Genomic DNA, 12,272 nt, shown 5'->3' with positions numbered 1-12,272 from the left:
TTTATTTACAAAGTTTACATTTTTATTTACAATCCAAATCGCTCGAGCCGAAAAATATCAAGGTAATTTCGCTGAATCAATTAGATAAGATATGAAAAATAAAAGAAATGTTTTGTACAGCCTGATGATCACGCTGGCAGGAGTAAGCTATTTCCCTGTACAGGCTCAACAAAAAAATGGCACTCAGGATACCAATGAAACTAAAAACGTATCCAGTTCTCATAGCCCAAACAGCATCGTTCGTGCAATTAAACAAGATCGAAAGGGCAACATTTGGTTGACTTCAGGAGAGGGGGTTTTTAAATATGATGGAAAATCTTTTACTAATATTACAAGTAAAGTAAGTTCGGCCCGTTTTTTTGCTGTTTTAGAAGATAGAAAAGGAAATTTTTGGTTCGCCACCATTGGTTCCGGGGTTTATTACTACAATGGGAAGTCATTTCATAATTTTACGACCAAAGATGGGCTTGCCAGTGACCGGGTTGGGAATATTTATGAAGATAAAACCGGCAATATTTGGTTTGGTACTGAAAACGGAGCAAGCCGTTACAATGGAAAATCTTTTCGGAATTTTAAAATGAACGATTCTGCGCCCGCCACACAGGCTGATTCTGTTCATGTTTCAGCTTACCAACACCCGCTTCCAAAAGACAGTTGGATGCATAATGATGTTAACGCTATCATTGAAGATAAAACAGGGAAACTTTGGTTTGGTACAAGGGGCTATATCTCCGTTTATGATGGAAAGACATTTACCACAATAACCAATAAAGACGGAAAAGCTTTTGCAAATGTTCGTTCTATATTGGAAGATAAAAAAGGCAATATCTGGATTGGTGGAAGTGACGGCCTTTGGCGATATAACGGCAATACGTTTACCAATTTCACGCAGAAGTTTGTTGGCTATGTCTACGAAGATAAAAAAGGCAATATTTGGACTAGTTCGGAAAGTGGTAATGGCCAGGGGTGGGCACTATCGCGGTATGATGGAAAGTCTTTATCTGATAAAAAAACAATTGTAACTGAGATAATAAATAAGCCAATGATCTTCGGGATTTTAGAAGGTAATGATGGAAATATTTGGTTTGGTGCTAATGGCTTATATCGTTATGATGGAAAAACCATTACCGACTTTAAGAGTGAAGAGGGTAGGAAACACTGAGTATAGCAACTCGTTGTGCACATCCAAAGTTGACAGAAATTCTTAATTAGCTATGATCAAATCTAGCATTGTATTAATACTGATAAACTATATGATAAAAATCTAGTCTCCAATGATTAATTTAGTTTAAAAAATATATACCATGAGAGCAATTAACCCCTGGATCAACTTTAATGGCAATGCCGAAGAAGCGTTCAATTTTTACAGATCTGTTTTTGGTGGCGAGTTTACCAAAATTATCCGTTTTAAAGATTTATCAGGCCCCGATTTTCAGGTTGCAGAAGATGAGGCCAATAAAATTATGTATATCGGCCTGCCGCTTGGCAAAAACAATGTGTTGATAGCTAATGATGTTCCCGGATTTTTAGGGCCGGTAAGCGAAAATGAAAACCGGTCTAAAATATATGTAAACGCCGAAAGTAAGGAAGAAGCAGAGAAAATATTTAACGGATTATCAGCAGGCGGAGAAGTGGAAGGACCGATTGGCGAAAGCCTATGGGGTACTTATGCCGGAATGTTCAGGGATAAATATGGTATTGAATGGATCATAGAGTTTGATCCTGATTATAACCGTTAAGCTGGCTTGTTCTTTTTTACTCAGGCATGTTTAGGGTATAAAAAAGGTAAGACAAAAAAATAGGCTGTCCATTTTAAGACAGCCTATTTTCGTAAATTAAACATCTTTTTTAAGATATTTAATTCATTATTTCTCTCGTTCCAGCCTTATAATACAATTCTGCCAGTGTTTTCTGGTAACTAGCTACCATACTTTCCTGCTTAATTTTCATATCTATCAGTTTAGTTTCCCTGCTATTGATTAAAAAAAGCGTGCTTTCGCCAAGACTAAATTTTTGGTTCTCTCCATTGACAAGGATCTGCTGGTTTTCGATGCTTTTTACCTGAACGGCGTGCTGTGCAGCATAAGCGGAGAGATCGTTATAAGAAGCAATAACATTGTTCCTGATTTCTCTTCCAAACTGTTTAATGTCGTAATCAAGCTCTAACTGTTTGATCTTCACTTCACGCAGTTTGCCACGTTCTGACCGAAGGAAAAGCGGAAAAGCGAATTCTATACCGAACTTATAATTGCTCCAGTTAAAATCGTAATTTTCGGGTACATTGCTCTTAAAACCGGTACGGTTGGAAATCAGGTTACCAATTAAATTGAGCTTAGGTTTTAATAGTTCCTGACGGTAACTTTTCTCAATAGCCAATTGTTCACCTTTACTTCTCAGTTTTAAAAGTTCGGGATGTTGATTGGCCGCCTGACCTAAAAGCGTATCCAATAGCATGGGATTAGGTCGGCCAATGGCTAAAGTCGTATTCTGTGGAATAGCTTCAACCGGGAGCTCCAATGGGTTGCCTTCGTTATTCCAAAGGTGATTAGAGAGGATCAGCCTGGCATTTTGAAGCTCAATAGCCGTTTTTTCCTTTTGTATCATCCGTTCCTGTACTGTAATGTAGGCCTCAACAGAATCAATGACAGGTTTGTCGCCAATTAGCGTTTGTGCACTCAGCGCTTTGAACCTGCGTTGTGCCAGGTCCAGTCCCTCGTTTACCAGGCCAAATTGTTTGTGGGCATAATACCAGTTCCAATAGTCCTTCACTATTCCATACCAAACGCCATTGATCTGTTTCAGCTGATCAGCCTCTGCATATTCAACCATTATTTTTGATTGGCGGAGGGTACTTCTCCTTGCATCAATAATCAGTCCTTGTCCTAATGGAATACTTAAACCGATGGCAGATAAACCTTGCTGGCCAGTTCTGTTTTCGGGATTGATGTAGTTGCCCACATTGCGGTCGTAGCCCAGTTTAAGATCTGCTCCGGCAAGCCACAGCGGAATTTTCAGTTCACTGTTCCATTTGTTATAATATTCGGTATCGCCAAATAATTTTCTGCTGAAACCTGCCTTTAATGCCGGATCAAAATAACCTAATGACTGCAGTACCTTTGCCCTTGCAGATTCACTCAATAGCGCAGCCTGTTTGATCACCGGATGATACCTGAAAACCATTTGTTGCAAGTCTTCAAGGCTGAAAACTTTGCCACTGTCTACCTTTTTTCTTACAACAGGATCTTGTGCGAAGCTCATCTTGACCGATAGCAGTATTAAGACGAGCACAATTAGTACTCTTTTAAAAGCCATTTTCATTTTACAACCTCCAAAGCTATTTTTTGTCTTTCGTGTTCGTTGAAGGTTCTTTATCCAAACTTGGTGGAAAGCCGTTCAATTGTCGCCATATTTCATACCAAAGGGGTACTGATCGGAGGATAATCCTTCCGTAAACGCCTGAGCCCTGTCTTAATTGAGGTGGCCAGGGTTCGTCTTTGGTTGGGACTGGATTGGTTTGGCTAACTAAAAGACGGTATTTCCCACCAGTGCTGCTCGTGCGGTCGATGGAAAATACTTTGCCTGCAAAAGTACCCACAGCTACCGATGGCCAGCCTGAAAACTGTACCGATGGCCAACCTTCAAATTGCAAACGAACATCGCTGGTGTCTAATATCAAAGGAACGTCCATTGCACTTACATAGAGTTCTGCAGCAACCATTGGCGATCTTGGCTGTAGAGTAGCTACCGATTCACCTTCCTTGATATTCTCGCCGATACCCGCTTTTAAGGTTTTAACGATAAAGCCGCTTTGAGGAGCCCTTACCACATAGAGGCCACGCCTGATGCTGAGGTTTGAAATATCGTTGCGTAATTTTGCAATATCTCCCTGTGCACTTGCTTTGCCGGATATGGCCGAACTCATGTCTGATTGTGCTTTCGACATCGATTCCTGGTATTTTGCCCTGATATTATCGAGCTCAATGGAAGCATTTAATAAGTTTTGTGCAGAGTTATTCAATTTATTCCGCTGACTGATTACTTTGGCGTTATCTTCCTGTAGTTTAAGTCGGCGCGTCTCAATATCAGTTAGCGAGAAAAGCCCGTTTTTGTAACCCGTTTCATACCTTTCTAAACGCACTTTTGTGGTTTCATAAAATTTTTGGACTGCCAATAATTCCGCACTATCAATACTTACATAATTTCTGGCTTGTAATACTTTATTCTCTGCCGCTTTCATTTGAAAATGCAAGCCATCGGTAAGTGCTTTCATTTGCGCTTTGGTTGCATCAATTTTCTGCCCTGCAGCGGTTTCACTGCCACGCTTGGCATCAAGTTGCTCGTTTAGCCGTGTAGGGAGTTCGGGATCAAAATAAGATTGACTGGTTTCCGAAATCAAAAGTATGGTATCGCCTTTTTTTACTTCCTGCCCTTCACGAACGGCCCAATGCTCAATGCGGCCACCAATCTGGTTCTGCACGGTTTGAGGTCGATCTTCGGGCCTAAGTGCAGTAACGGTGCCACGCCCGGGTATGGTTTGTCGGTAGGGAAGGAATAATAATAAAACGAAAAATGCCATGATGAAAAGCAGGATTCTACCGAGTCTTTTCGGACCTTTTGCATTTATAATTTTACTGTTGGCATGTACCGAAAGTGATTCCCAGTTTTGGAGTTGAGCCAGGTTATTGCCTGTGTTAGCCATGGTTAATTTCTCCTTCCTCCAACTCCAGGTCGGTTACTACAGCTAGCTTTTCGCTACCTGTAATCATGTCAAACACGGTATTCAGGTTAGTCATTAGTTTTTCAATGGCATAGCTAATCTGTACAATAATTACCTCAGCCGCTACAAACTGTCCAAAAGTCATTTGCCTTTCTACAACGAAATAAGATCCCAAAAGTAATAATGCGCCCATCAGTATGGTACGCATGGCCACCGCACTGATGAAAAATTTTTTCAAAATGCCGAAATGGTTGTTACGGGCTTGTATGTAGTTTGCTGTGATTTTATCCGTCCTTTCAATAATCTCTTTTCTTTTGGTTTCGCTCTGCCTGTAGGTATCCAGATCGGAAGCAATATCTTCCAGGTAAGCAACCACTTCATATTTATAGCCTGATTCTTCAATGCTCGTTTCTACACCACGGCGATAATATAAAACAAGAATCAAGGCGATTACAATCAGCACAAATGTGCCAAAGGCCATAAAAACAGGGTGATAAAAGGAAAGCAGTATCACACTAAAGAATATCAATACGGCTGCGGCAACGATATCAACCAGTAGTTTAGTCAAGCCCTTTTGTATGGTGAGGATATCAAAAAAACGATTGACAAGCTCGGTGGGATTTTCTCCTTCAAGTGCTTTCTTTTTAATTCGTGGCAAACGGAAGGCAAACTCGAGAGCCGCTTTGGTGAAAATCTTTTGTTCAAGAAATTCAACCAGCGTTAATTGACCGATGAGCAGTAAACCGCCCACAACAATACCAACCAAAATGACTGCAATAAGGATATAGGTGGAACTGTACATCGCTCCGTTGGAGAGCAGGTTGAAAACGGCACTTGTTCCAAGTGGGAGCGAAAGGCCGATTAAGCCAATTAAGATGGCATAAACATAAATGTAGTTGATGGTTTTGCGTTCCAGATGGAGCATAAGCACCAATCTTTGCCATGGCGAACGGGCGCCGGCAGCGTGATTATTTTTCATTAATAATTAATTCAGCGATATAAATTATGGCCCCAGTGATCTGGAATAATTTAACTGGTGGATAAATGTGGTGTAATTGTTAGCCTGTAATATCTCCATTAACACAGCATAAAGTATGTTTAAAGGCATTTTTGATTTTGAATCAGTATTTAAGAAAGTGCGTCAGGAGGCGGAGTGGGGACGTTCTTCGCAGGGAAATTGCAAAGGCCAAAGCACCAGGTATATTTATTTGCAGGAGATTGGCCTGCCAAAAAGGAATGTAAACATGCTGCTGGCGATGAATCGCAGATCAACAGTTTTTTCTTTAGTTTATCAAAAGACTCCTCTTCTTTTCCTTTATTTTCTTCGCTGCTTTTTTCTATAGCATAGTTATGATCAGAAGATAAGAATGTAGCCAGAGAGAATGCAAAAAATTTCGTTGCAAGCAGACCCAGTACCAACAGGCCAAAAATGCTTCTCCATAATTTTTTTCTCAGGTAATTCATCATCTGTAATACAAATATATGGCGGAAAAACAATGATTAACCTATTAAAAAAGCAGATTGCGCCATTTTTTTAAAAGCCTGACATAAATTTTATACTAGTATTAAAACGGGATTAGAAAATGGGCTGATATATATTAACTAGGGATAATATGGCGAAAAAAATCATCACTCAAGATCTTTTTAGCAGATGCCAATTTTACTTTTGTATTATGATACGATATTTATTGATTATTACAGTTTTGTGGAAACTATTAGTCCTAACTTTTAAAATAAGGTTCTGTCTAAAAGACGTAGAATTTCTTTGCTTTAAAGTAATAAAAAAAATAGAATTATCAGGTATTAATTAAGGAGATTTCTAATGTAGTAATTTAAGAATATCAAAGAAAAAGCATAGTTCGTCAAAAAGATTTGGTATTTTTTTTAATGTAAACTACTTTGCAATTAAACCTCAAACCGGAAACAACTATTTATTTTTTTATGCTAAAAATTACACCACAACGTGCAGTTTCAATTTTACTTGTGATCACAGTCGTCCTGTCTTTATTATTAATCACTAGCTATTTTATAAACAACAAAAAAATGGCTTATGTCGATTCAATGAAAATATATAACGGGTACGTAGGGATTAAGCAAGCAAAGATCGAATTTGAAAAAGAGGTAGAGTTTTACAAAAGTAGAAATGAATAAAAAACTCCTTCAAAAAATCGAAGAACTCAACCTTTAAATTATTCAGCAGGATAAAAGAATCACCGAAGAGAAAAAAAGTAAACTTTCACTTCAGGAAGATATAGAACTACTTAAGATACAGATGAAAAAACTAATGGAAAAAGCTGATCACTAAGGGATTGTTTAGATATGAAAAATAAGGATTATATTCCAACTAACATTTATGATATTGCGGCGGTTGAACGTTTAAAACATTTACCATTTGAGTCAGTTAAGCAAGATGTTCCGGCATTATTGGAATGGTTGCAAGATACGCATTGGGATGTGGCTGAAGGCATTGCTAAATATTTGGTGCCTCATGTTAATGAAATCACAAAAGAATTATTATTTATCCTGAACTCCAACGATGGCATGTGGAAGTATTTTGTTATCTATAATTTAATTGCACGTTCGCAGCATGAACTTGACCCCGTATTAATAGAAACCCTGAGAAGAATTGCTGAATATCCATCAGGTATTGATACGGAGGATGCAGTTGATGAAGCAGCAAAGGATATTCTCATGAATGAATCTTTATGTGGTTAGAGATGAGCTGTGATTAACGTTCCGGAAAAATTAAATAATATGACCAACTATAGAATTTTATTTTACTTCCTCTTCTTTATATTGACTTCGTGCACTCAGCATACTAATTTGTATAAAAGCGTATGTGATCAAGATAAGGTATATAGAAAGATAGACATGAGTGACCTTTTGACATATATAAATGACTATAATGGGGAATATGTTGAGCTTGAGGGGAAGTATAAATCAGGTTTTGAAGAATCTGCATTGTATGATAAAAGCAATTTTGATGATAATGATACCAAACGCGCTTTATGGGTTAATTTTGATGATTTCATTATTAGATGTCCGCTTATTTCATCCAGAACAAAGTTAGATCTCTTCAGTAGGGAGAAAAGTTATCGAAATATGATCAATAAAACTGTCATATTACATGGAAGAATAGATATTAACCAAAAAGGACACTTATCCATGTATAGAGCTTCTCTTAAGGATATTACATTAGTGGTTATTAAAAGATAAGTAATTATAAAAGACAGGTGTTTTGTATTGCAGGATTTTGTTAATCAGTGTTATTACAAGGGGGCGTGATTGATTCATTAGCAAATAGAGTTAAACGCTCAATTGGTTCATATCAATTTTACTGGTCTTGGCATTATGCTAAGGTAAGCTTTGTGAAATTTCGATCAGTTATTCCAAATAAAGAATTAATGAAATAAGTTTTGTTGAAATAATCATAATAAAAAGAGACTGATCACAACGCGATGCAGTCTCTTTTATATTTTTAGAAAAACTATTTAAGGCCTTAGCTAATATTATACACCCTCACATAATCTACATTCATGCTGGTTGGCAAGGCAGCATCGTTAATCGTTTGTCCTGGAAGGTTTCCGCCTACAGCCATATTAAAAATGATAAAAAACGGTTTATGAAATTCGTCGGTTCCGTTGATGTTATTGGTGGTGTTACCCGTTGCATATAAATTACCATCAACATACCACCTGATACCGCTGGAAGTCCATTCTACCGCATAAACATGATAATCGCCGGGAGTGGTGGTGGTATTATTGCTATAATACACATAGCCATTATAGTCCCAGTGGATGGTGCCTAAAATAGAATTACTGGTGTTTACATGTTCCATAATATCGATTTCGCCACATTTTGGCCATCCTACGCTTCCTATATTGCTGCCCAGCATCCAGAATGCAGGCCAGGTGCCTTGTACCATGGGCAGTTTCATCCGGGCTTCAATACGACCATACTTAATAGAGAATTTTCCGTTGGTATTGATCCTGCCTGAGGTATAAGGCTGACCGCCTACCGATTCTTTTCGGGCGGTAATAATCAGGTTGCCATTGTTAACGCTTACGTTGCTGGTTTGATAAAATTGTTTTTCGTTATTTACACCCAGGTTTCCGTTTTCATAATTCCACTTGGCGGCATTTAAGCTGTTGCCATCAAATTCATCCTGCCAAACCAGTGTAAGTGCTCTTGGTGTAACCTTTTCGTCAATAGGGATAGCGGTATCGTTTTTCTCGCTTTTTTTGCAGGCCGAAACCAGCACTGTTAATAGCAGCATAGTGCCTGCCATTTTTTTTAAATGATTAGATTGCTTTCTCATAATTTGGTAAATAATTGGTTAGGGATTTAATAATTGGTTAAAATTAATCTGATTGGGATGATAAAGGGGAACAGCTAAAATCTTTAAAAAATATCCTAATGTTTCGTATTGTTTGTATTTATTTAATTTCATTGATGTATTACCAATAAGCTTAAAATAATGCGTTTTTACACTTTAGATGAAATAATTAGGATAATTAATAATTATAGGTTTATTTGTGTGTTAGTATTAATACTACAATGTATGTAATTAAACTTACAAATCAAAAAATAGGATGTCTTCTTGATTAAGTAAATAGTACCATTAATAAGTTGATTGACACAATTAGATGTGTTTGTTTGTTTTTACTTTTGATAAACGATATTTTTTATGGAAAACAGCACCAACAGTCGATTTTCAGATTTGAAGTTAAGCCAGCAGACGGCTGCTGTATCACAGTGGAGTGGCTTTATTCACTCTAAATGTCCAAGATGCAGAATGGGTTCGGTTTTTACCGGAGCGGTATATGGATTTAAAATTCAGAAAATGAATGAAGTATGTAGTGTTTGTGCCTTAAAATTTGAGCGTGAGCCGGGCTACTTTTATGTTTCCATGTTTGTAAGTTATGCCATGAACGTTGCCGAAATTATTTCGATAAGTGTTGGGGCTTATATTTTGGGACTTGATATTGTATATGAAAATTTATGGTATTTCGTTTTGGCCATATTTGCTGGAATAGCAATACTATCGCCTTTTAATTACCGCTATTCAAGAATGGTATTACTTTATTGGCTTTCTCCCGGCTTACATTACGATCCATCACGTATTGTAGAAAATAATACGAAAATAAGCTAGTAAGTTTGAGCAGGTTTCTGAAATGAGTAAATTCGCAATAAATTTGCGATGAAAAAACTCATACCCATTTTAGATTCTTGCACCCTAACGGATAATAAACGGGCTGATATTTTGGTCGACCGGTTGCAGAACTATTTGGATAAACATCGTAATCTCGTTTTTCCGCACCGGCATAAGTTCTATCATTTTGTGCTTTTTACTTCGGGTACAGGCAGCCATTCCATCGATTTTAATACCTACAGTGTAACGCCCTGGCAAATTTATTTTATGTCGCCTGGCCAGGTGCATACCTGGCAATTCGATGCAGGGATTGATGGTTATATCGTTAATTTCGAAAGGGATTTTTTTCAGTCTTTTTTACTGAAACCTGATTACCTGGACAGTTTTTCCTTTTTTACAGGAACCGATCATTCAAACGTAAAAGAGCTCCCAGCTGAAATTAGAAATGCTGCTGAGGTAATCTGCAGGCAATTGTATGCTCAGGTTAACGATTCTCTACATAAAAACATTGATTTTCAGAAAGTGCTGCTGTTATCACTGCTGATGCTTGTAGAACAACACACGCCGGCTTTACAGTTGCAACAGTTTCAAACGCATAATATGGTGGTGCTGCGCAATTTTCAGAACCTGGTTGAAGAGCATTATCTATTGAAAAGATTGCCTAAAGATTATGCCGAAATGCTCCACCTTACACCAAATCATTTAAATGCCATCTGTAAAGAACTGATCGGTACACAGGCAGGCGAGGTAATCAGGGAACGCGTTTTACTCGAAGCTAAACGTCTTTTGGTGAGTGGTGAGGTCAATATTTCGCAGATTGCCAACGAACTCAATTTTAATGATAATTCTTACTTTACAAAATTCTTTAAAAAGTATACAGGTTTAACACCAGAGCAATTTAAAAAAGAGCATTCAGCGTAGTATTTTTTACTGATAATTTTATCGGCAAAACTCTTCACTCGTTACGTCATCCCAACTCAATTGGAGGTCTTAATGCCTGGCAGTGCACTTTAAGATTCCCACCTGCGTGGGAAAGACGAATTTATATTAGATTTCTTCACTCGTTACGTCATCCTCAACTTGATTGGGGATCTTAATGCCTTGGTAATTGGTTCGCTAAGCAATTCAAAATTCAGGCATGCCCAGGAATCACTAACTTCTCATCAGTTAACCTAAACCGCAATATTATTCGACATTTTATACTCAGAAGGGGTAACTCCCGTCTGTTTTTTAAAGTATTTGCCAAAGAACGAAGAATTGCTAAAACAAAGTTCTATCGCTACTTCCGAGATATTCATTACATGGCTGGTTAACAGTAATTTGGCCTCCCTGATTACCATTTCATCAATAATTTCGCCAGCCGTTCTATCTGTAACCTGTTTAACCACCTGCGATAAATGTCTCGGTGTAATACGCAGGCAATTGGCATAATAGATTACCCTTTTTTCCGTTTTAAAATTTTCTGATACCAGTGCTAAAAACCGGTTTGTTAATTCGGTGCGGCTGTTATGTACAAATGGAGCTGGATTTTTCTGTTTGTTTTTAAGAAGGAAAATATCATAAAGAAGTTCCAGAAAGCTATTGTGCACTATGTTTTTAATCTGTGGCGTATCTTTCGAAACATTAAGTTTCTTATGGAGCGCCAGCATATCGTAATAGATAAAGTTATATTCCTCTTTTGATAATGAAAATTTATGTGACTGAATATCTTTCGACATCCGGTATGTTTCGCCGCTGTTAAAAAATATGCCTTTATTTTTAAGGTAGCTTTTATTAAAATGGATACTGATAAATGAAACACTGCTGTTATCTGTAATCTCATAAACAGAATGTGGCAAAACCAGTAAAATATCCCTGTGGTTGAGCACATAATCTTCAAAATTGATCTTGATATTAAGTTTGCCTTTAGTAATCAGTATGAGGGCATAACTCGAAACGCGGAAAGGCTCCGAACTGCAATAATGTGGATCATTGCTGTTATGGATTTTCGCCATCAGGCCATCATTTAAAGAAAGCGCTTCCTCATGATTTTTTTCTGAAAAAGTTTTATTAAGTAACGGTTGCTGCATAAAATCGTTCAGTGTTTTTTAATAATTTCTTAACAGATACCATCATCTTTTACACACCTGTTCCAGCCATCTTTTTTCGGATGGATTTCGCCCTTTATCTGTCGGATTTTGTACCCGCAAATGTAATGTTCAAGATCATTTTTGCAAGCATATTTTTTTAAAATGACTAATTTCTGATTGATTTTTATGTTTTTGATTAATAAAATATTAGTTTGTATTTTGTTAAAAAACAGCTATTTATGTGATTTATAGTGTGTTTTAGGCTCTTTTTAACTTTTTTACTATTTTATAATAAAAGTCAGAATGTCAATTGGTCAATTCATCTGAATGTCAC

General features: G+C 37.4%; 12 protein-coding genes. 6 read left to right on the top strand and 6 right to left on the bottom strand.

The genetic code is table 11. The features are described 5' to 3' along the window. Positions 1 to 91: 91 nt before the first annotated feature. Positions 92 to 1,162 (top strand): ligand-binding sensor domain-containing protein, encoded by a 1,071-nt coding sequence (locus H9L23_RS13475; RefSeq protein WP_187590909.1) that lies wholly within the window; start codon positions 92 to 94, stop codon positions 1,160 to 1,162. Between the two features lie 142 nt (positions 1,163 to 1,304). Next, positions 1,305 to 1,739, top strand: coding sequence for a VOC family protein (locus H9L23_RS13470; protein WP_187590908.1), 435 nt, complete (start codon positions 1,305 to 1,307; stop codon positions 1,737 to 1,739). A gap of 118 nt (positions 1,740 to 1,857) precedes the next feature. Here H9L23_RS13470 and H9L23_RS13465 read toward each other — a convergent pair whose 3' ends face one another. The 4 genes from H9L23_RS13465 to H9L23_RS13450 all read right to left on the bottom strand — a co-directional run bounded on the left by H9L23_RS13465 (position 1,858) and on the right by H9L23_RS13450 (position 6,184). Further along, on the bottom strand, positions 1,858 to 3,258 hold the full coding sequence (locus H9L23_RS13465) for a TolC family protein (protein WP_246474690.1): 1,401 nt from the start codon (positions 3,256 to 3,258) through the stop codon (positions 1,858 to 1,860). A 76-nt stretch (positions 3,259 to 3,334) separates the two neighbouring features. Beyond that, positions 3,335 to 4,699, bottom strand: a complete 1,365-nt coding sequence (locus tag H9L23_RS13460) for an HlyD family secretion protein (RefSeq protein ID WP_187590906.1) — start codon at positions 4,697 to 4,699, stop codon at positions 3,335 to 3,337. Then, positions 4,692 to 5,696, bottom strand: a complete 1,005-nt coding sequence (locus H9L23_RS13455) for an ABC transporter ATP-binding protein (protein WP_187590905.1) — start codon at positions 5,694 to 5,696, stop codon at positions 4,692 to 4,694. The genes H9L23_RS13460 and H9L23_RS13455 overlap by 8 nt, the downstream gene beginning before the upstream one ends. A 149-nt stretch (positions 5,697 to 5,845) precedes the next feature. Then, positions 5,846 to 6,184 carry a hypothetical protein gene (locus H9L23_RS13450; RefSeq protein ID WP_187590904.1) on the bottom strand — a complete coding sequence of 113 codons (339 nt, stop codon included), beginning with the start codon at positions 6,182 to 6,184 and terminating at the stop codon, positions 5,846 to 5,848. Between the two features lie 852 nt (positions 6,185 to 7,036). On the opposite strand from H9L23_RS13450, the gene H9L23_RS13445 reads away from it, so the two are divergent. After that, positions 7,037 to 7,432, top strand: coding sequence for a DUF5071 domain-containing protein (locus tag H9L23_RS13445; RefSeq protein WP_187590903.1), 396 nt, complete (start codon positions 7,037 to 7,039; stop codon positions 7,430 to 7,432). Positions 7,433 to 7,588: 156 nt separating this feature from the next. After that, positions 7,589 to 7,933, top strand: coding sequence for a hypothetical protein (locus tag H9L23_RS13440; protein WP_187590902.1), 345 nt, complete (start codon positions 7,589 to 7,591; stop codon positions 7,931 to 7,933). Between the two features lie 283 nt (positions 7,934 to 8,216). On the opposite strand, the gene H9L23_RS13435 is transcribed toward H9L23_RS13440, so the two are convergent. Next, positions 8,217 to 9,035 carry a glycoside hydrolase family 16 protein gene (locus tag H9L23_RS13435; RefSeq protein ID WP_187590901.1) on the bottom strand — a complete coding sequence of 273 codons (819 nt, stop codon included), beginning with the start codon at positions 9,033 to 9,035 and terminating at the stop codon, positions 8,217 to 8,219. 369 nt (positions 9,036 to 9,404) lie between these two features. On the opposite strand from H9L23_RS13435, the gene H9L23_RS13430 reads away from it, so the two are divergent. Next, on the top strand, positions 9,405 to 9,869 hold the full coding sequence (locus H9L23_RS13430; protein ID WP_246474689.1) for a DUF983 domain-containing protein: 465 nt from the start codon (positions 9,405 to 9,407) through the stop codon (positions 9,867 to 9,869). 48 nt (positions 9,870 to 9,917) lie between these two features. Beyond that, positions 9,918 to 10,790, top strand: a complete 873-nt coding sequence (locus H9L23_RS13425; protein WP_187590900.1) for a helix-turn-helix domain-containing protein — start codon at positions 9,918 to 9,920, stop codon at positions 10,788 to 10,790. Between the two features lie 251 nt (positions 10,791 to 11,041). On the opposite strand, the gene H9L23_RS13420 is transcribed toward H9L23_RS13425, so the two are convergent. Further along, positions 11,042 to 11,938: a helix-turn-helix domain-containing protein gene (locus tag H9L23_RS13420; RefSeq protein WP_187590899.1), complete on the bottom strand. Its 897-nt coding sequence runs from the start codon at positions 11,936 to 11,938 to the stop codon at positions 11,042 to 11,044. Positions 11,939 to 12,272 lie beyond the last annotated feature (334 nt).

The sequence above is a fragment of the Pedobacter roseus genome, assembly GCF_014395225.1.
Taxonomy (GTDB): domain Bacteria; phylum Bacteroidota; class Bacteroidia; order Sphingobacteriales; family Sphingobacteriaceae; genus Pedobacter; species Pedobacter roseus.
Note: the sequence above shows the minus strand (reverse complement) of the source record. Positions and strands in the feature narration are given on the sequence as shown.

What these genes read in the sequence shown, in the direction of transcription:
- H9L23_RS13475 (WP_187590909.1), top strand. Translation starts at nt 92, where the DNA reads ATGAAAAATAAAAGAAATGTTTTGTACAGCCTGATGATCACGCTGGCA.
- H9L23_RS13470 (WP_187590908.1), top strand. Translation starts at nt 1,305, where the DNA reads ATGAGAGCAATTAACCCCTGGATCAACTTTAATGGCAATGCCGAAGAA.
- H9L23_RS13465 (WP_246474690.1), bottom strand. Translation starts at nt 3,258, where the DNA reads ATGAGCTTCGCACAAGATCCTGTTGTAAGAAAAAAGGTAGACAGTGGC.
- H9L23_RS13460 (WP_187590906.1), bottom strand. Translation starts at nt 4,699, where the DNA reads ATGGCTAACACAGGCAATAACCTGGCTCAACTCCAAAACTGGGAATCA.
- H9L23_RS13455 (WP_187590905.1), bottom strand. Translation starts at nt 5,696, where the DNA reads ATGAAAAATAATCACGCTGCCGGCGCCCGTTCGCCATGGCAAAGATTG.
- H9L23_RS13450 (WP_187590904.1), bottom strand. Translation starts at nt 6,184, where the DNA reads ATGATGAATTACCTGAGAAAAAAATTATGGAGAAGCATTTTTGGCCTG.
- H9L23_RS13445 (WP_187590903.1), top strand. Translation starts at nt 7,037, where the DNA reads ATGAAAAATAAGGATTATATTCCAACTAACATTTATGATATTGCGGCG.
- H9L23_RS13440 (WP_187590902.1), top strand. Translation starts at nt 7,589, where the DNA reads ATGAGTGACCTTTTGACATATATAAATGACTATAATGGGGAATATGTT.
- H9L23_RS13435 (WP_187590901.1), bottom strand. Translation starts at nt 9,035, where the DNA reads ATGAGAAAGCAATCTAATCATTTAAAAAAAATGGCAGGCACTATGCTG.
- H9L23_RS13430 (WP_246474689.1), top strand. Translation starts at nt 9,405, where the DNA reads ATGGAAAACAGCACCAACAGTCGATTTTCAGATTTGAAGTTAAGCCAG.
- H9L23_RS13425 (WP_187590900.1), top strand. Translation starts at nt 9,918, where the DNA reads ATGAAAAAACTCATACCCATTTTAGATTCTTGCACCCTAACGGATAAT.
- H9L23_RS13420 (WP_187590899.1), bottom strand. Translation starts at nt 11,938, where the DNA reads ATGCAGCAACCGTTACTTAATAAAACTTTTTCAGAAAAAAATCATGAG.